The sequence below is a fragment of the Nocardia sp. 2TAF39 genome, from assembly GCF_052114905.1.
GTDB lineage: Bacteria > Actinomycetota > Actinomycetes > Mycobacteriales > Mycobacteriaceae > Nocardia.
Genome location: NZ_JBFRFQ010000016.1, coordinates 87,750 through 106,314 on the forward strand (window position 1 = coordinate 87,750; position 18,565 = coordinate 106,314).

General features: G+C 69.2%; 20 protein-coding genes. 12 read left to right on the forward strand and 8 right to left on the reverse strand.

The genetic code is table 11. From position 1 onward, the window contains the following. Positions 1–127: 127 nt before the first annotated feature. Positions 128–919, forward strand: coding sequence for a M50 family metallopeptidase (locus AB4Z47_RS13170; protein WP_441950679.1), 792 nt, complete (start codon positions 128–130; stop codon positions 917–919). 299 nt (positions 920–1,218) lie between these two features. Here AB4Z47_RS13170 and AB4Z47_RS13175 read toward each other — a convergent pair whose 3' ends face one another. Then, positions 1,219–1,734, reverse strand: coding sequence for a gluconokinase (locus AB4Z47_RS13175; protein ID WP_441950680.1), 516 nt, complete (start codon positions 1,732–1,734; stop codon positions 1,219–1,221). 336 nt (positions 1,735–2,070) lie between these two features. On the opposite strand from AB4Z47_RS13175, the gene AB4Z47_RS13180 reads away from it, so the two are divergent. From AB4Z47_RS13180 to AB4Z47_RS13195, 4 genes are all read left to right on the forward strand, one after another. Then, positions 2,071–2,475 (forward strand): hypothetical protein, encoded by a 405-nt coding sequence (locus AB4Z47_RS13180; protein WP_441950682.1) that lies wholly within the window; start codon positions 2,071–2,073, stop codon positions 2,473–2,475. A 107-nt stretch (positions 2,476–2,582) separates the two neighbouring features. Then, entirely contained in the window at positions 2,583–2,717 is a 135-nt protein-coding gene (locus AB4Z47_RS13185; protein ID WP_441950684.1) for a hypothetical protein, read from the forward strand. 138 nt (positions 2,718–2,855) lie between these two features. After that, complete coding sequence (locus AB4Z47_RS13190) at positions 2,856–3,764, forward strand: dienelactone hydrolase family protein (protein WP_441950686.1); 909 nt, start codon at positions 2,856–2,858, stop codon at positions 3,762–3,764. A gap of 239 nt (positions 3,765–4,003) precedes the next feature. Further along, entirely contained in the window at positions 4,004–5,122 is a 1,119-nt protein-coding gene (locus tag AB4Z47_RS13195; protein WP_441950688.1) for a PQQ-dependent sugar dehydrogenase, read from the forward strand. A gap of 61 nt (positions 5,123–5,183) precedes the next feature. Here AB4Z47_RS13195 and hutI read toward each other — a convergent pair whose 3' ends face one another. The 4 genes from hutI to hutH form a co-directional block, all read right to left on the reverse strand. Then, positions 5,184–6,344 (reverse strand): imidazolonepropionase, encoded by a 1,161-nt coding sequence (gene hutI / locus AB4Z47_RS13200; RefSeq protein WP_441950689.1) that lies wholly within the window; start codon positions 6,342–6,344, stop codon positions 5,184–5,186. After that, on the reverse strand, positions 6,332–7,687 hold the full coding sequence (locus tag AB4Z47_RS13205; protein ID WP_441950691.1) for a formimidoylglutamate deiminase: 1,356 nt from the start codon (positions 7,685–7,687) through the stop codon (positions 6,332–6,334). Before AB4Z47_RS13205 ends, hutI begins: the two co-directional genes overlap by 13 nt. Continuing rightward, positions 7,684–9,324, reverse strand: a complete 1,641-nt coding sequence (gene hutU, locus AB4Z47_RS13210) for a urocanate hydratase (protein WP_441950739.1) — start codon at positions 9,322–9,324, stop codon at positions 7,684–7,686. The genes AB4Z47_RS13205 and hutU overlap by 4 nt, the downstream gene beginning before the upstream one ends. A gap of 104 nt (positions 9,325–9,428) precedes the next feature. Continuing rightward, entirely contained in the window at positions 9,429–10,973 is a 1,545-nt protein-coding gene (gene hutH / locus AB4Z47_RS13215; protein ID WP_441950692.1) for a histidine ammonia-lyase, read from the reverse strand. Between the two features lie 87 nt (positions 10,974–11,060). Here hutH and AB4Z47_RS13220 point away from each other — a divergent pair, with 87 nt between their 5' ends. The 4 genes from AB4Z47_RS13220 to AB4Z47_RS13235 all read left to right on the forward strand — a co-directional run bounded on the left by AB4Z47_RS13220 (position 11,061) and on the right by AB4Z47_RS13235 (position 13,821). Continuing rightward, a complete protein-coding gene (locus AB4Z47_RS13220) occupies positions 11,061–11,849 on the forward strand; it encodes an IclR family transcriptional regulator (RefSeq protein ID WP_441950694.1) in 789 nt (262 codons plus the stop codon). Positions 11,850–11,929: 80 nt separating this feature from the next. Then, positions 11,930–12,376: a MarR family winged helix-turn-helix transcriptional regulator gene (locus AB4Z47_RS13225; RefSeq protein WP_441950695.1), complete on the forward strand. Its 447-nt coding sequence runs from the start codon at positions 11,930–11,932 to the stop codon at positions 12,374–12,376. Between the two features lie 2 nt (positions 12,377–12,378). Continuing rightward, positions 12,379–12,801: an organic hydroperoxide resistance protein gene (locus AB4Z47_RS13230; protein WP_441950697.1), complete on the forward strand. Its 423-nt coding sequence runs from the start codon at positions 12,379–12,381 to the stop codon at positions 12,799–12,801. Positions 12,802–12,834: 33 nt separating this feature from the next. Beyond that, positions 12,835–13,821, forward strand: a complete 987-nt coding sequence (locus tag AB4Z47_RS13235; RefSeq protein WP_441950699.1) for a zinc-binding dehydrogenase — start codon at positions 12,835–12,837, stop codon at positions 13,819–13,821. Here AB4Z47_RS13235 and AB4Z47_RS13240 read toward each other — a convergent pair. Both AB4Z47_RS13240 and AB4Z47_RS13245 read right to left on the reverse strand, forming a co-directional pair. Continuing rightward, the gene (locus tag AB4Z47_RS13240) at positions 13,809–15,368 is read right to left on the reverse strand and encodes a phytoene desaturase family protein (protein ID WP_441950701.1); all 1,560 of its coding nucleotides are present in this window, start codon (positions 15,366–15,368) and stop codon (positions 13,809–13,811) included. The genes AB4Z47_RS13235 and AB4Z47_RS13240 overlap by 13 nt on opposite strands. A 71-nt stretch (positions 15,369–15,439) precedes the next feature. Then, entirely contained in the window at positions 15,440–16,066 is a 627-nt protein-coding gene (locus AB4Z47_RS13245) for an MFS transporter (protein ID WP_441950703.1), read from the reverse strand. A gap of 77 nt (positions 16,067–16,143) precedes the next feature. On the opposite strand from AB4Z47_RS13245, the gene AB4Z47_RS13250 reads away from it, so the two are divergent. From AB4Z47_RS13250 to AB4Z47_RS13260, 3 genes are read left to right on the forward strand one after another with little or no spacing between them, the layout of a single operon-like run. Further along, positions 16,144–16,647, forward strand: a complete 504-nt coding sequence (locus AB4Z47_RS13250) for a LysR family transcriptional regulator (protein ID WP_441950704.1) — start codon at positions 16,144–16,146, stop codon at positions 16,645–16,647. Continuing rightward, positions 16,581–16,844 (forward strand): LysR substrate-binding domain-containing protein, encoded by a 264-nt coding sequence (locus tag AB4Z47_RS13255; RefSeq protein WP_441950706.1) that lies wholly within the window; start codon positions 16,581–16,583, stop codon positions 16,842–16,844. Before AB4Z47_RS13250 ends, AB4Z47_RS13255 begins: the two co-directional genes overlap by 67 nt. 10 nt (positions 16,845–16,854) lie before the next feature. Next, positions 16,855–17,055: a hypothetical protein gene (locus tag AB4Z47_RS13260; RefSeq protein WP_441950708.1), complete on the forward strand. Its 201-nt coding sequence runs from the start codon at positions 16,855–16,857 to the stop codon at positions 17,053–17,055. Between the two features lie 208 nt (positions 17,056–17,263). On the opposite strand, the gene AB4Z47_RS13265 is transcribed toward AB4Z47_RS13260, so the two are convergent. Next, positions 17,264–18,559, reverse strand: coding sequence for a PucR family transcriptional regulator (locus AB4Z47_RS13265; protein ID WP_441950710.1), 1,296 nt, complete (start codon positions 18,557–18,559; stop codon positions 17,264–17,266). Between the last annotated feature and the right edge of the window lie 6 nt (positions 18,560–18,565).

Sequence of the window (18,565 nt, forward strand, 5' to 3'; positions counted from 1 at the left end):
GCTCGATTTATCGAGCTCAGGCGGATTACTCGGACCGATTCGTGCCGACGACGCTGTCTTGGCTGGTAGTCGCCGCCCGGAAGGCACACTGTGCGCGCGGTCATCCGATGGCGGTTAAGGTGCGGCGGTGGATAGAGCCGAATTTGTCGAGCGCGGTGTCTCCATCGCCGATCGTCTGACGACTACCCAAGCACAGCCGCCGTGGTGGCTGGTCGCCGCCGCCGCGGTGGCCGCGGTCGTGCTGGTGGGATACACCCCGATCTGGCGGTTGACCCGCAATATCGTCACCATCGCGCACGAAGGTGGTCACGCCCTGGTCGCGCTGCTGACCGGACGTAGGCTCAACAGCATCAGATTGCATTCGGACACTTCGGGTCTGACGGTGTCGAGTGGAAAACCGTACGGCCTCGGGATGATCCTTACCACGATGGCGGGCTACCCGGCACCGCCACTGCTCGGTTTGGGGTTCGCGGCGCTACTCGGCGCGAGCCGGATCACGCTGATGCTCTGGACGGCGATAGCGCTGCTCGCCGCGCTGCTGATCAAGATCAGGAACATCTACGGCGGCATTACCGTACTCGGTCTCGGAGCGGTCGTCTTCGTCGTGTCGTGGTTCGGAACCGACACGCTGCAAGCCGGTTTCGCGTATCTGGGCGCCTGGTTCCTGCTGTTCGCCGGGGCGCGACCAGTGGTCGAACTCCAGCGCGGGCGCTCCCGGCAGCAGCGATCGCGGCACCATGACGTCGACTCCGACGCCGACCAGCTCGCCCGGCTCACCCATCTGCCCGGCCTGCTGTGGGTGGTGGTGTTCGTTGCGATCGCGGTGGGCGCCCTGCTGCTCGGGGCGGGGCTACTCGTCTCCGACATCGCCGAACTCTGCCTTCCGCAGTTGTCCTCTGGCGCCTGCTCCGCGCGCTGACCGTCGCCGCTACCGGCGCACCGCTGCCGAGCGGACCTCACTTCGCACGCCGCGCGCGATGCGAAGTCCCGGTAAGTCGGCTGTGCTCCGCGGACCTCGATCCACGCCGTCGGGGTCGGATGCGCCCCATGGTGTCGCCATCCGTGCGATGGCGGCACATCGGCAAGCCCAGCTGGTCGTCCGGCAGAGCGCCATCGGCGACGAGTGGCACGTCACTGTGGCAAATACCCCGGGATACGCTTCGTGGTGTGCTGCTCGTCCACCCGCCCGATGCTAGGCGTGCGAGCTTGTGGTGGCTGTCAGGTTGCCTCGGCCAGCGTCACTAGGGTGTTCGTAACCAGGTCGTCAGGTGTGCGGGTTGCGTCGATCGTGATGCCGTTCTCGTCGGCGGCCAGCGGCTCGAGCGCCGCCAGCTGCGAATCGAGCAGGCTCGGCGGCATGAAGTGTCCGCGGCGCCCGGTCAGGCGGCGCGCGAGTTCAGTTTGCGGCGCGGCCAGATGCACGAAAAACGCGTCGGGAACCGCCGCGCGCAGCCTGTCTCGGTAGCTGCGTTTGAGTGCCGAGCAGCTGACCACGCCGCCTCGCTCGGTGTGGTCAGCCATCCAGACGGCCACCGCGTCCAGCCAGGGCGCCCGGTCCGCGTCGTCCAGCGGTGTCCCGGCTGCCATCTTCGCGACATTCGCGGCCGGGTGGAAGTCGTCTCCTTCGGCGTACTCGACGCCGAGCACGGCGGCCAGCCGGGTGCCTACCGTCGACTTCCCGGAACCCGACACTCCCATCACCACGATCACCGGTGCGCCTTCCCGTGTCGGCATGCGAACTCCTCCGCTGGTCTGTCGAACCGGACCGATCCAGTGATCGGCCTGGCATATCGGACACCGACACTATCGGCGAAGATCCAGACAACCGACGCGGCTCACGAGTGTGACGCACGGCGGCCGACTCGGGTTGCTCGGGTGGTCCAGGCCGCGGCGATTGTCGAAGTCGCAACGATCAGCGTTCGGTCGCCGTGACGAAGCATTTAGTGCGGTTCTCCCACGCGGGGCAGCCATGGGCTGGACGATAGATACGTGGCAGTCAGGTGGGGGGCCGCGTTCTTTTCTGTTGTGTTCAGCGATCCGCATCCACCAATCAGGAGGAAAAGATCCATGATGACTACTCGGAATTGTCAGCGCTCTGCCCGCACTGCGGCTGTTTTCGTCACGATGGGTGCCGCCCTGGTGCTGGCCGCCGCACCCGCTCTCGCCGACAACGCTATCGACATCGGTGGTGCCGCACCGAGCAACGTCGACGTCAACTACAGCTGCGATGCCTCCGCCGGGGTAACAAGCCTTCGGGCGATGGCGGGGGAACCCACGGCGGAACATCCTGCAGCCGTCGGCACCCAGAACGACCTCACCTGTGACGGCGCCCAACACGTCGCCACCGTTCCCTTGGCAGGAGCCACCGGCCAGGCGCCATTGCAGTCGGGCCAGGTTACGCAGGTGCGAGTTGCCCTGGTCGGTCAGAACGATGTCGTCGTATCCGGGCAGTCGAAGGTGCTCACCCTCGGGTGACCCCTCTCGTCAACTCGAAGGGCACGCACGGCACCGGCTAGCAGGACGTCCTGGCACCCGGTGGATGGCGTCGATGGCGCCATCCACCGGGCTGGTGCCCTGTGCCGATGACGATGCTCCTGACGCGCACTGATCGCGGGCCGTCTCCGCTGCGCGCCGCCGAAACGGCCTGCGCTGCAATCTATTACGCGACGAACCGCTTGTGCGCGCGGCTCGCCGCCAACGAACAGCCCTTGACCTGACCTCCTACCGGCTGAACGTCACGGACAATCCGGCCGAACTCCGCACGGTTCCGACGAACGGGCTACTCACCACCGGCACCTGACTTTCCGGCCGGTGAACCCGCCTCGGCACGACCGATCGGGCATAGGGTTGGGCACATGACGCCGCTGCAGCGCTATATCGCGGAAGAGATCGCCACCGACCACGCCGACGGCATCCTTCCCCGGCGGGAAGCGTTGCGCCGGTTGGCTCTGCTCGGCTTCGGAGCCACCGCCGCGGGCGCGCTGCTCGCCGCCTGTTCGGGCGGAGACAGCGGAATCACCGATTCAGCGACCCCTTCGGCGCCGCCCACATCCCCGTCGGCACCGCCGGGCTCGGCCACCGCGGTCCCCACGACGGCCATCACGTTCGGCGGACCCGACGGGAAGCAGCGGCAAGCCGCGTGGGCGGCGGCACCGCAGCCGCGCGGCGGGGTGCTGGTCATCCACGAGAACAAGGGCCTCACCGACCACATCCGCTCGGTGACCGGGCGATTCGCGGGTGCCGGATATTCCGCGCTCGCGGTCGACCTGCTTTCCGCACAGGGCGGCACCGCCGCGTTCACCGATCCGGCCGCGGCGACCGCCGAACTGAGCCGCATTCCGCAGGAACAATTCATGGCCGACCTGCGGGCCGGGCTCGATGAACTGCAGCGACGGGTCGAGGGAAAGAAACTCGGCACGACCGGTTTCTGCTTCGGCGGCGGCCTGGCGTGGTTGCTACTGGCCTCCGGGCCGTCGCCGCTCGCCGCGGCAACGCCCTTCTACGGACCGTTCCCGGACAACGGTGATCTGTCCGTGTCCGAGGCCGCCGTGCTCGCCGTCTACGCGGGGGCCGACACCCGCGTAGACGCCTCCCGCCCGGCCGCCGAGGCGGCGCTGGTTCGTGCGGGCAACCCGCACGAGATCTTCATCGCCCCGGACGCCGACCACGCGTTCTTCAACGACACCGGCCCGCGCTACAACGCCACGGCCGCCACCGAAGCCTGGCGCCGCGTACTGGACTGGTACGGCACCTACCTCGGCTGACCCGTTTCCGCCCACTGTGCAGGGGCGGCACAAGCGTCGCACCGCGGCGGGGCTGCGCGGTCCGTAATCCCGCGAACGGGCGAAGGTACGGCAATTGAACTGGATCCACGAAATGTAGCCGCGTTCGCGCGAACAGAACCCCGCCCGGACCGGAAGCCGAGGCAGATCGCAGTCGGCGGCGGCCGTGGCCGACGACAAGGGACGATTCGACGTCCACAGACCATCGAAGGTGGACAAGCATGAGACAGGTGACCGCCCGCAGCCCGCGCGCGGCGATCGCCGTTCTGGTGGTCGCATGCGGGATCGCGGCATGCGCCGACGACACCACACCCGCACCGCCCCATCTTCCCGGCTCGGCGGGCGTCGGCACCACGGCGCCGAGTACACCAGCGGGTCGACCGGATCTCGACGCCGCCGAGGAGGTGGCCAGCGACATCGACGTCCCGTGGGGGCTGGCGTTTCTGCCCGAGGGCGGCGCGCTGGTGGCCGAACGCGACACTGGACGGATCCTGCGGCTGGCACCCGGCCGGGCACCGGAGCAGGCATACCAGCTGCCCGGCGTCGCCGCACGCGGCGAGGGCGGGCTGCTCGGGCTCGCCGTCCCACCGGATTATGCCGAAAATCGTTATGTCTACGCCTATTTCACCGTCGACACGGACATCCGGATCGTGCGATTCCGGCTCGACGGGCCGCCGGAGGTGCTCGTCACCGGTATCGCGAAAGCAGGCAACCACGATGGCGGGCGAATCGCGTTCGGGCCGGACGGCATGCTCTACGCCGGAACCGGTGACGCCGGGCAGAGCGCCCGGTCGCAGGACCCGGCGAGCCTCAACGGCAAGATCCTGCGCATGACCCCCGAAGGCCGTGCCGCCCCGGGCAACCCGAACACCGGTTCGCCCGTATACAGTCTCGGCCACCGCAATGTGCAGGGGCTCGCGTGGGATCGCGCTGGCCGGTTGTTCGCGTCCGAGTTCGGCCAGGATCGGTTCGACGAGATCAACCTCATCGAACCGGGACGCAACTACGGCTGGCCCGCCGTCGAGGGCGCGGGCGGCGCCGAGCGCGGCTACACCGATCCGCTCGTCACCTGGACCACCGCGGAAGCCTCCCCCTCGGGCATCGCGATCGCCGGAGACACCCTGTACGTCGCCGCACTGCGCGGCCGGCGGCTCTGGACGGTGCCACTCCAGGGCGGTGGCCTCGGCGAGCCACGGGCCGAATTGCGCGATCGCTATGGTCGATTGCGCACCGTGGCCGTGGCACCGGACGGTGCGCTGTGGCTGACCACCTCCAACACCGACGGCCGCGGCGAAGTCGGCCGCGGCGACGACCGCGTGCTCCGGTTCCCGGCCCACTGAGCCGGACCCATGTCGTTGCTGTCCGCGGCAACCGCGCGATCGGCCTCGATGGCCGATCTGGTCAGCCGACGGTCGGCTGCGGCGGCACTCGCCTGCCGAGACGCCACACAGCCAGAGTCAGCGGCACTCCCGGGCGGTAGGCCAGATGGGCGACGGACGGGGCGTCCAGCACCTGCAGATCCGCGCGGGCGCCGATCCGGACCGAGCCGACATCGTCCCTGCGCAGCGCCGCCGCCCCGCCCGCGGTCGCGGCGTACACCGCCTCCGCCACCGACAGACCCATCTGCAGCACGGCTGTCGCCACGCAGAAGGCCATCGAGGTGGTGTACGAGCTGCCGGGATTGGCGTTGGTGGCCAAGGCGACTCTGGCGCCCGCGTCGAGCAGGGTGCGAGCGGGCGCAAGGGGCTGCCGGGTGGACAGGTCGCAGGCGGGCAGGAGGGTGGCGACGGTGTTCGACGCGGCCAACGCCTCGATGTCGTCGGTGGTGAGATAGCTGCAATGGTCCACACTCGCCGCGCCATGACGCACCGCCAGGCGAACGCCGGGGCCGTGGCCCAGCTGATTGCCGTGCACACGTAAGCCGAGTCCGCGCGCTGCGGCGGCGCGGAGCACCCGTTCGGCCTGGTCCTCGTCGAAAGCGCCTGTCTCGCAGAACACATCGGCCCAGCGCACATAAGGCACCACCGCATCGAGCATCGGACCGCACACCAGGTCCATGTACGACTCCGGGTCCGTGCCGGTCGGCACCAGATGCGCGCCGAGATAGGTCACCTCATCGGCGGCCGCCGCGGCGATGCGGGCGGAGCGCAGTTCGTCCTCGACACGGAGGCCGTAGCCGGTCTTGGTTTCCAGGCAGGTGGTGCCCTGGCGCCTTGCCTCGGCGAGATGGCGGGCGAGGTTGGCGATCAGATCGTCGTCGGTGGCCTTGCGGGTCGCCGCGACAGTGGTGGCGATGCCACCGGCCCGGTAGGGGCGCCCGGCCATCCTGGCTTCGAATTCGGCGGTCCGGTCTCCGGCGAAGACCAGGTGGGTGTGGCTGTCCACCCAGCCGGGCAGCGCGGCGCGGCCGCCGACATCCACCTTCTCGTCCGCGTCGGGGGCCGTGGCGGCGGACCCGACCCAGCCGAAACGCTGCCCCTCGAGCACGACCGCGGCGTTGCGCACCGGGCCGTCCTCGGTATTGGTCGTGAGCTCGCTAATGCCGGTGATCAGGGTCGCCATAGTGCCTCGATTTCCTCGCGCAGCAGACTTTCCGGGCGAGGCAACCGCAGGTGGTGGTAGTCGGATACGACGGGACGTCCGGCCACCAGCACCTCACGCACGTCGCTGGCGGTGGCGGCGAAGAGCGCGGCGGCCGGGGCGGTTCCCGCGGTGCGAATCGAGTCGAGGTCGACGGTGACCAGGTCGGCGGCGGCGCCCGGTGCGATCCGGCCGCACTCGGGCCAGCCGATTGCGGCGTGATCCGTTGCTGCGCAATATAACTGCGCGGTGGTGAACCGGCCGCGAGTGTGGCTCACCAGCCGCTCGTGAAGCTCGAGCGCCCGCCACTCCTCGAACGCGTCCACTATGGCGTGGCTGTCGCTGCCCAGGCACAGTCCCACGCCCGCGTCGAACAGCGCGCGGGCGGGGCCGATGCCGTCACCGAGGTCGCGCTCGGTGGTCGGGCAGAAGCACACGCGCGCACCGGCTTCGGCGAGCATGCCGATGTCCGCGGCGGAGACGTGGGTGGCGTGCACTGCGACCGCACGCGCACCGAGCACGCCGGTCTCGGCCAGCAGCTCTGTCGGGGTTCGACCGTAAAAGGCCAGACAGTAGCGGTTTTCGGCAGGCTGTTCGGACAGGTGCACGTGGACCGGGCGCCCGGCCGCGCGCTGCGCGACCACACCGAGTGCGGCACGCGGCACGGTGCGCACCGAATGCGCGGCTACGCCGGTCCGCACAAGGCCCGGTTCCGGCGTGAATGCGGCGGCCCGCTCGGCCCAGGCGCCCACGTCGCCGTCACCGAACCGGAGCTGATGCTCACCGAGCGGCATCCCGAATTCGCCGGCGAGATAACATGTGTCGAGCAGGGTGAGCCGGATGCCGGCATCGTCGGCCGCTGCGGCGAGCGCCGCGCCCATCGCGTTCGGGTCCTTATAGCGCCTGCCGCCGGGCGCATGGTGCAGGTAATGGAATTCACCGACGCTGGTATATCCGGCCAGCACCATCTCCGCGTACACCGCGCGGGCGAGCCGGTAGCAGGAGTCGGGATCGAGCGATGCGGAGATGGCATACATCCGGTTCCGCCAGGTCCAGAAGGAGCCGCGCTCGTGCTGCGTGCGACCGCGCAGAGCACGATGGAAGGCATGCGAATGCGCGTTGGCGAAGCCGGGAATCGTCAATCCGCGCAAGAATTTTCCGTGCCGCACTGTAGCACTGGCCACCGAACGGATCGTCGGTCCGTCGACCTCGATAGTGACATCCGCGGCGAGCCCGTCCGGGAGCCAGGCGTATTGGGCCCAGTACACGTTCATCGTGCCGCCCTTGGACAGGGCATCCACACCGCTCGCGTCCTTGCCGGTCACGCGTTCTCCCGCATCGGAATTCGTACACCGCGCTGTGCGGCGATGTCGCTCGCACGCACGTAGCCGGCGTCCACGTGGCGGACTACTCCGGTGCCCGGATCGTTGGTCAGGACCCGCTCGAGCTTCTGCGCCGCCAGCGGCGTCCCGTCGGCCACACATACCTGTCCCGCGTGCAGCGAGCGACCGATGCCGACTCCGCCGCCGTGGTGAATGGACACCCAGCTCGCGCCGGAAGCCGTGTTGAGCAGCGCGTTCAACAGGGGCCAGTCGGCAATCGGGTCGGAGCCGTCGGCCATCGACTCGGTCTCGCGGTAGGGCGACGCGACGCTCCCGGAGTCCAGGTGGTCGCGCCCGATCACGACCGGCGCCCGGAGTTCACCCGAGGCCACCATCTCGTTGAAGCGCAGTCCGGCCAGGTGCCGCTCGCCGTAACCGAGCCAGCAGATTCGCGCGGGCAGCCCTTGGAAGGCCACGCGCGCGGCGGCCATCTCGATCCAGCGGCGCAGCGAATCGTTCTCCGGGAATAGTTCCAGAACGGCACGGTCGGTGGCCGCGATGTCGGCCGGGTCTCCGGACAACGCGACCCAGCGGAACGGTCCCTTGCCCGCGCAGAACAGCGGACGGATGTACGCGGGGACGAACCCCGGATAGTCGAACGCCCGGGCGCACCCGCCGAGCGCGGCCTCGCCACGCAGCGAGTTGCCGTAGTCGAACACCTCTGCGCCCGCGTCGAAGAAGCCGAGCATAGCGCCGACGTGGTCGGCCATGGATTCCCGTGCGCGGTCGGTGAATTCGTCGGGCTTGTTCGCCGCGTAGTCCGACCAGTCTCGCACCGCGACACCACGCGGGAGATAGGACAGCGGGTCGTGCGCCGAGGTCTGGTCGGTGACGATGTCCGGGTCGAACCCACGGCGAAGTAGCTGCGGCACAATGTCGGCCGCATTGCCGATCAGACCGACAGACAGCGCTTTTCGCTGGCCGCGAGCCGCGGAAACCCTGGCCACCGCATCGTCGACGTCGGTGGCGATCTCGTCCAGGTAGCGGTCCCGCAGGCGTCGTCCCGCGCGTGCCGGGTCGCATTCGACGACCAGCGCCACACCGCCGTTCATGGTGACTGCCAGCGGTTGCGCGCCGCCCATGCCGCCGAGTCCCGCGGTCAGGGTCAGCGTTCCCGAGAGGCTCCCGCCGAAGCGCTTGTCGGCGATTGCGGCGAAGGTCTCGTAGGTGCCCTGCAGGATGCCCTGGGTGCCGATGTAGATCCATGAGCCCGCCGTCATCTGACCGTACATGGTCAGCCCGAGCGCCTCGAGTCTGCGGAACTCCGGCCAGTTCGCCCAGTCCCCGACGAGGTTCGAGTTGGCGATCAGTACGCGCGGCGCCCATTCGTGCGTGCGGAACACGCCGACCGGCTTGCCCGACTGCACCAGCAGCGTTTCGTCGCCCGCCAGAGTGGCGAGACAGCGCGTGATCGCGTCGAAACTGGCCCAATCCCGCGCGGCCTTCCCGGTTCCGCCGTACACGACCAGGTCCTGCGGACGCTCCGCGACCTCGGGATCGAGATTGTTGTGCAACATCCGCAGCGCGGCCTCGGTCTGCCAGTTTCTGGCCGTGAGTCCCGTGCCCCGAGCCGCCCGCACCACCCTGGGTGCCGACCGCGGCGGGGACCCTCCCGGCGAGCTGTCGCGTGCGAAGGTCTCGCTCGGCGGTATCCGGGGCGGCGTGGTCATGGCGGGCCTCCACATCAGGTGAGGTTGGGCGCGACGGTTCGGGTGAAAGCGCCGGTGCGCAACAGGGATTCGGCTGCGGCGATTTCGGGAGCGAGATGGCGGTCGGGGCCGAGGCCGTCGACTCGGGTGCGCAGCAGAGCCACGGCCGCGGCGGTGGCAGCAGCCGGACGCAGCGGAGCACGGAAGTCGATGGCCCGCGCAGCGGTGAGGTATTCGATCGCGAGCACAGTGGTCAGCCCATCGATCGCCGTGCGTAGCTTGCGGGCCGCCGACCACCCCATCGAAACGTGGTCCTCCTGCATCGCACTGCTCGGGATCGAGTCCACGGACGCGGGCACGGCGAGGCGTTTGAGCTCGGAAACCATGGCGGCCTGGGTGTACTGGGCGATCATGTGGCCCGAGTCGACGCCGGGGTCGGCGGCGAGGAAGGCCGGAAGGCCGTGCGAGCGCGCGACATCCAGCATGCGGTCGGTACGGCGCTCGGCCATGCTCGCCACGTCGGCGACCGGGATCGCGAGGAAGTCGAGCACATAGGCCAGGGGCGCGCCGTGGAAGTTGCCGTTGGACTCCAGCCGTCCGTCGCCGAACACCACCGGATTGTCGATGGCCGAGGCCAGCTCACGATCGGCGACCGTTTCGGCGTGGGCCACCGTGTCGCGCGCGGCGCCGTGCACCTGTGGGGCGCAGCGCAGCGAATAGGCGTCCTGCACCCGGTGACAGTCGGGGCCGCGATGGCTCGCGACGATCTCCGATCCGGCCAGGGCGGCACGCATCCGCGCCGCCGAGTGAGCCTGGCCGGGATGTGGGCGCAGCGCCTGCAGGTCCGCCGCGAAGACGCGATCGGTGCCGAGCAGGGCCTCGACGCTCATCGCGGCGGTGATGTCCGCGACGTCCAGCAGAATGCGCAGGTCGGCCAGGGCGAGCACCAGCATGCCGAGCATGCCGTCGGTGCCGTTGGTCAGCGCCAGGCCTTCCTTCTCAGCCAGCGTGACCGGCTCGATTCCATTGGTGCGCAACGCATTCCCAGCGTGCGATAGCACGCCGTTGTCGTCGGCCACGGTGCCCTCGCCCATGAGCGTCAACGCCACCGCGGCCAGCGGCGCGAGATCGCCGGAGCATCCGAGCGAGCCGTACTCGTGCACCACCGGCGTGAGGCCCGCGTTGATCATGGCGGCCAGCGTCTGCGCCGTCGCGGGCCGCGCACCGGTGTGGCCGGTCGCGAGCGTGCGCAGGCGCAGCACCATCAGCGCGCGCACCACCTCGCGCTCCACGGCCGCGCCCGCCCCCGCCGCGTGCGAGCGGATCAGCGACCGCTGCAACGCGGTGCGCCGCTCCGGCGGGATGTAGCGAATCGCCAACGCACCGAATCCGGTGGAGACCCCATAGGTCGGGACGTCGGCCGCCGCGAGCGCATCGACATGGTCGCGCGCGGCGGCCAGCCGCCGCAGCGCCGCCCCGCTCAGCCTGAGCTTTGCACCATGCCGCGCGACCGCGACGACCCCATCCCGGGTGAGCGGACCGTCGAGGTCGACGATAGGTAGCTGCGCAGTGTCCGGCATGAGTCCATTCCACCGCCGCGACAGTCGGTGCAGAATGAGGCTGAGGCCGATTTCGTCTGAGATCCCAGACATACAGAGGAGAGAGGTGTGGGAAAGAGCAGCGACGTCCCGGCGTTGCGCCGCGGGCTCGCCGTGCTGCAACTACTCGCCGGCCGAGCCGGGCCGATTTCCGCCACGGCCATCGCCCGCGAAGTCGGCCTCCCGCGCTCCACCACCTATCACCTGCTGGCCGAGTTGGAAACGGCCCGGTTCGTCACCCGACTGCCCACCGAGCGCCGCTACGGCCTCGGCATCGCCGCCTTCGAACTCGGTTCCGCCTATCTGCGCCATGATCCGTTGGAGCGCCTTGCCCACCCACTGCTGCGCAGTCTGGTGGAACGCGTCGGCCACACCGCTCACCTCGGCGTCCTGCACGGCAACGAGTTGCTCTATCTGATCAAAGAGCAGCCTGCGCGTCCGGAAACTTTGGTCACCGGCGTCGGCGTCGGACTGCCCGCGCACCTCACCGCCTCCGGCCGCGCGATCCTCGCCCATTTGCCTGCCGCCCAGGTCCGCGCTCTGTTCCCGTCCGCGGCGGCGTTCGTCCACCGGACCGACCGTGGTCCGATCACCCTCGCCGCATTGCGCACGACGCTCGCCACCGACCGCCGTCGCGGCTGGGCCTGCGAAGACGGCCATGTCACCCCCGGCTTCGCGTCCGTCGCCTATCCCGTTTTCGACCACAATCACCGCCCGATCGCCGCGATCAGTGTCACCTTCCGCCACCACTGCGCATCCACGAGTTGCTCCGCCGACTGGATCTCGCTCGCCACCCAGGTCCGGGCCACCGCGATCACCCTCACCCACCGCATCGGCGGGTTGCCGGACGCGAACTGACGCCAACGGTGCGCGCTCTGTGACCAGCGCCACAGACAAAGTGGATTGTGCACAATATAGTTGTCCACTACTTTTAATACATGGCCGATCACCTCACCCTCGACGAGCAACTCTGCTTCCCGCTCTACGCGGCGTCCCGGGCGATGACCGCGGTCTACCGCCCGAAGCTGGAACGGCTCGGGCTCACCTACCCGCAGTACCTGGTGATGCTGGCCCTGTGGGAACGCGATGGACGCAGTGTCGGCGACGTCTGCCATGCACTCGCCCTGGATTCCGGCACGCTCTCCCCGCTGCTCAAGCGGCTGGAGACGGCGGGACTGGTCGAGCGGCATCGGTCGGCGGCCGACGAACGTCGCGTGGATATCCGGCTCACCGAACGCGGGCGCGCGCTGCGGGCCGAGGCGGGCAACATCCCGGCCGAGATGGCCGAGATCGTCGGCCTGTCCCCGGACGAGTTCCTCGCGCTGCGCGAAACCTTGCGACGACTGACGCATTCGCTGATGTCCCAGCTGAACGAAAGAGAGTAGACATGCAGATCCTGTACACCGCCGAGGCCCTTGCGACCGGCGACGGCCGCAACGGACACGCCCGCACCACCGACGGCAAGGTCGACGTGGACCTGTCTGCGCCGAAGGAGCTGGGCGGCAACGGCGAAGGCACCAACCCCGAGCAGCTGTTCGCGGCAGGCTACGCGGCCTGCTTCCATTCGGCGCTGCGCCTGGTCGGCCAGCAGGCCAAGGCGAATATCGATGACTCCGCGGTCGGGGCCAAGGTCGGCATCGGCACCGACGGTGCGGGCGGATTCGGGCTCACGGTCACCCTCGAGGTCTCACTCCCCCATCTGTCCAGGCAGGACGCGCAGACACTCGCAGACAAGGCACACCAGGTGTGCCCGTATTCGAACGCGACCCGTGGAAACATCGACGTCGAAGTCCTCGTCGCCGAGGACTGATCGGGAAGGCTATTGATCGGGAAGGGAGCGAACATGCGTGCCGTAGTCATCGAACGATTCGGCGAACCGAAGGACGTGCTCACCACCACCGAGCGGCCGGTGCCCGAACCGGGTCCCGGCGAGGTCCGACTCCAGTTGATCCTCGCGCCGATCCACAACCACGACCTGGCCATCGTGCGCGGCGTGTACGGCTACCGGCCGCCGCTGCCCGCGATTCCGGGCACCGAGGCCGTCGGGCGCGTCGACGCGGTGGGACCGGACGTCACTCGTCTCACCGTCGGACAACGCGTCACGGTGTCCGGGGCACAGAACGTGTGGGCGGAGTACTTCGTCGTTCCGGCCGGGCAGGTGGTTCCGGTGCCGGACGCGGTGTCCGACGAAACCGCGGCCCAGCTGCTCGCCATGCCGCTGAGCGCGCTGATGCTGGTGGAAGACCTTGCACTGCAGCCGGGCGAATGGCTGGCGATCAACGCCGCCAACGGCGCGGTCGGCAGACTGGTCAACGTCTTCGGCCGGCAACGCGGTCTGCACGTGCTCAACTTGGTGCGCGGCCCCGCTTCGGTCGCGGCACTGCGTGAGCTCGGCTACGAACCGGTGCTCGACACCGAAAGCGACGGCTGGCGCGCGCAGGTCGAGACCGTTACCTCGGGCGCGCCCATCGCGCGTGCCGTCGACCAGGTAGGCGGTCGCGCCGCCGCCGACGAGCTGGCGCTACTCGCGCCGAACGGGCACCTGATCTCCTTCGGCGCTCTGTCGGGCAAGCCGCTGTCGCTTGACGCCGGCAGCCTCATCTTCAAACAGGCTGTGGTCAAAGGCTTCTGGGGCGCCAAGCGGATCGAGGAGATCGGCGCCCAGCATCGAGGGCGGCTGATCGGCGAGCTGATCGACGTCGCGGCCCGTGGCGAGCTGCGGTTGAACATCGAGACCGCCTACCCGTTGGAGTCCGCGGCCGACGCCGCGGTCGCCACCGAAACGCCGGGGCGCAGCGCCAAGATCGCGCTCTCGACTCAGCGGCTCTGATCGACGTCGAGCACGACCATCGCGGCGTTGTGCCCGGGGATGCCGCTGACCCCGCCGCCGCGGATCGCCCCGGCACCGCAGAGGAATACGTTGCGATGGCCGGTCGACACACCCCACCGGGCGGCGGGGTCAGCCGGATCGGCCTCCTCCGGTAGGTAGGGGAAGGCCAGATCTCGGTGGAAGATGTGACCGCCGGGCAGGCCGACCTCACGCTCCAGCTCGAGCGGGGTCTTCGCCTCCAGACACGGCGCGCCGTGCTCGTCCATCGCCAAACAGTCGGCGATCGGTTCGGCCAGCACCGAATCCAGTTGCACAAGTGCAGCTTTCACCACCTCCGCTTTCGCACCCTCCGGGTCGGCGGCGAACAGCTTTGCCGGTGTGTGCAGACCGAACAGCGTGAGGGTGTGCGCGCCTTGCGCGGTCAGGTCCGGCGACAGGATCGACGGGTCGGTCAATGTGTGACAGTAGATCTCCGCGGGCGGCGCAGACGGTATGCGGCCGGTGGCCGCCTCGCCGTACGCCTGGTCGAGTTGCGCGTACGACTCGCCGATATGAAAGGTTCCCGCGAACGCCTCGCGCGGATCGGTTTCGGTGTCACGCAGTCGTGGCAACCGACGCAGCAGCATGTTCATCTTGAGCTGCGCGCCTTGTGGTTTCGGCGGTAGCGGCGTGCCGAGCAATCCCGCGAGCGTGTACGGTGCAGCGTTCACGAGCACGTGACGCGCGCCAACCGCCCCGGCCTGGTAGCCGACTTCGGCTGTGCTGCCATCGGTTTCGAGGCCAGTTACCTCGCATTCGGTGACGATCTCGGCGCCCGCCGAGCGCGCCGCCTCGGCCAGCGCGTCGGTGAGCGCGCCCATACCCCCGACAGGCACGTCCCAGTCGCCGGTGCCGCCGCCGATCACGTGGTAGAGAAAGCAGCGGTTCTGCCGCAGCGACGGATCGTGCGCATGGGTGAACGTACCGATCAGCGCGTCGGTCAGCACCACGCCGCGCACGAGATCGTCGCGGAACGCCGACTCGATCGCCTCCCCCAGCGGGCGCTCGAACAGCGCCTCCCACATCGCAGCGTCGTCGACGGCAGTCCGCAGCGCGGCCTTGGACGGCAGCGGCTGTGTCAACGTCGGGAATATGCGTTGCGCCAGCCGCCCGGTGGCGCCGTAGAAGCGCTGCCACGCAAGGAAATCCCGATCCGACCCGGTGAGCCGCGTGAAGCTCGCCCTGGTCCGCTCCGGCGACCCGGAAACAAGCAGGCCGCTGTCGCCGACCGGCGTATACGACGAGATCTGCCTGCGGCGTGTCGTGAAGCGCAGCCCCAGCTCGTCCACGATCTGTCGCGGCAGCAGGCTCACCAGATACGAGTACCGCGACAGCCGCGCGTCGACGCCTGCGAACACCCGCTCCGACACCGCGGCGCCACCCGTGTGCGGTAGGCGCTCGAGCAGTAGCACCGACTTTCCGGCCCGCGCCAGGTACGCGGCGGCCACCAGCCCGTTATGGCCGCCGCCGACAGTCACGACATCGTAGAACGACCGTGTCGGCTTCATCCGTCCTCGATAGCACGGATCGCCCTCGGCTGACAGCGACTCGGCCGACAACGGCCAAGACAACCGACTTACTACCAGCGACCGGTACTCAGCTGCGCTGCCACGGAGGCGACCAGCGCCCGGACCGGTTCGGGCAGCGCCCGCAAGGCGAGCGCGCAGGCCGCCGCAGCGGCAGCCGGTGCGGCGAACACGGCCCGCCAGTGGATCAGTTCGGCGGCGAACCCGGCCAGTCCGGTCGCCAGCGCGGTGCCGACGGCGGTGGCGGCCATGACATCCGACAGCGCGCGCTGCCGGTACCCGGAATCCACGGTGTCGCCGACGTAGGTCAGCGACGTCGGCAGGACCGCACCGAAACAGGCGCCCGCGATCACCCGTACCGCTACCAGCACGGCCAGATTCGGGGCGAGCACGGAGGCGATGCCCGCGATCGCCGCTCCCAGCAGCGTCGCCCGCATCGCCGTCAGCCGTCCGAACCGATCCGACAGCAGCCCCCACACCGGCTGCGACAACCCGTAGGCGAGAAAGTAGCCGCCTGCCAGCGCAGCCACCCAGGCCAACGGCGAGTGCAGCGCGGCCGCGATCAGAACCAGCATCGGGCTGATCGCGAACCGATCGAAACTGCTCACGAACACCGCCGCCAACAATCGCGTCGACGGTCGAGTCGTCCTCCGCAACGCGTCGACCTTCGCAGCGCTCACCCTCGTTCTCCCGTCCACGCGGTTGCCTCGTACTGGCTCCCCGCGATTCTCGGCGTCCGCGGGTTGTCGAGTCCAAGATGGTCGATCTGCGGTTGATGCGTTACGTCATCGCCATCGCCGAAGAAGGCAGCTTCCAGAAAGCCGCCGAACGACTGCACATCGCCCAACCGCCGCTGAGCCGCCAGATCCGCGCCCTCGAAATCCGGCTCGGCGTCCCCCTGTTCGACCGGCGACCGACGCGGCCGACCGAAGCAGGCCGCGTCTTCCTCGACAGCGCGCGAGCGATCCTCGCCGACACCGACCGGCTCGTCGAACGCACCATCGAAGCCCACCACGGCCGGACCGGTACCGTCCGCATCGGCTACGTCCTCTCCGCTGCCTACGAGACCCTGCCAAGATTGATCACAGCAGTCAGCACCCAGCATCCCGGCATCCGCGTCGAAGCACACGAAGGATGGTCACGCGACCTCGACACCGACCTGCAGAGCGGGGCCTGGATCCGGTGCTGTCGCACGTGCTGCCCGACCGGCCCGACTACTCCCGGCAGCCACTGCGGCGGGAACCGTTCGTCGCCGTCGTGAACACCCATCACCGCCTCGCCGAGCGGATCGCGGTGGCGCTGCGGGAGTTAGCCGGACAGACCTTCTGCTTCTACTCCCGCGACCTCGCCGCGGCCCACTACGACAAACTCACCGCCCTGCTCGAACTGACCGGAAAAACATTCCCCCGCAAGGAAGAACCGGCTCGGCCTGCGTCATCTCAGTCTCGATCACACTAGTTTCACCCTCGTGCCCCGGTCGATGGCCGACAGGCTCGGACCCGACAACGTCGCCGTCGTCCTCACCGACGAACTCCCCACACTCGACATCGACATCGTCTGGCGCACCGACCACCTCCCACCCGCCGCCGCGACTGTCCTGACCACAGCCGCCACGCTCACCCGAACGAACCACTGGTCGCCGGAGTCACCCGAGCAGAGCACAAACTGAGCGGTCACGGGCCTGCTGTCATTCGCCGGGGCAGTGCTCGGTGCAATCGCTATCACCTGCGGTTTCCCGCCGCCAAAGTCCTGGCGCGAGTTACCGACCGCGACGAACGGCGCCCGTGTCCGGGCACAGACCACCTTGTCGTCGAGTTCGCGTAGTTCGACGCAGGTCGACTCCGTGCACGGCGGGCACGGCGACCAAACAGATCCGGTCAGGCAGGCGGGCCCGACGGGCGGGAGTGCGGGCGCCGCTGGAGCGCGAGCTGGATCTCGAGCAACAGGCGGTCTGCGTGGTCGCCGAGATCCATGCCGAGGATGTCCTCGACGCGGCGGATGCGGTAGCGCAGCGTGTTCGGATGCACTTGCAGGGCGGCCGCGGCGTTACGCACGTCGCCGTGTTCCCGCAGATACGTCTCCACGCTGTCGCGCAGGCTCGCGGAATGTTTGCGGTCGTAGTCGAACAGGGCGCGCAGCCGGGGATCGTGCAATTCGGCACGCGAGCCGACGAGATCGAGCACCTCGCCGAGCAGCACGGCGGTGCGGGATTCGGACAGCGTGGTCACCCGGCTCTTCAGGTAGGTGGCGACGGTGCTGTCCAGGACACGATCGACCTCGGCCCGCGCCGCACCCACCGCGCCGAGATCGGCGACGGGACAGGCGATCGCCGCCCGCAACACCAGCGACCGCTTCGCCTCGAGCTGTTCGACCAGTTGCCGCGTCCACGCCGTCACCGCGTGCGCGGACCGGTAGCCAGGCAATAACACGTAGACGCGGTCGCCGAGCACGGTGGTCACCGAGTCGCCCCGAAAGGAGCTGGCGCGCAAGCGCAGGATGCTGCCGAGCGCGGCGGGCTCGGTGGCAGTGGCCTGCTCGGTTCCGGTGAACGCGAACGCCACCACCGCGGCTGGACCGGTCTGCGGCAGGTTGAGCGCGGTCGCCACCGCGTCTACATCGACCGCGGTCCCTCCCGCGCCGAACAACCGCTGGATCAGCAGCGCCTCGGTGGACGGTGCGTCGAGACTGCGGGAGATCAGACGGCCCGCGATGGCCGAGGCGCCACGCAGGACCTCCGCGGCGTCCGACTTCAACGGCTGATCACCCTGCTGCAGCCAGATCGCACCGAGTACCCGGGGCGCTCGCGCGGTCGCGTCCGCGGGATGGCGGATACCGACCACCAGCCTGCGCTTGATGTTCAGTTCCTCATGCGCGGGCACGTCGATGACCTCGTCCGTGTTGCGCAAGCGATCGAACACACCCCACTTCCGCAGCACGGTCAGGTAGTCGCGTGGGCCTTCCCGGCCCAGGATGGACAGGACCCGCAACTGGTCGGCGGTCTGGTCCGACGCCGAGTACGCCAGCACGTGGGAGTGCGAGTCCTCGATGGACACCATCCCGCCCGCGTTGTGGGCGACCATCTGCGCCAGGCCGAACAGATCCATGTCCGCGGCGGCGAACTCGCTCTCCCCGGCCACGTTCCCGTCCTTCGGCCAACTCGACAACGCACTCATCCCATC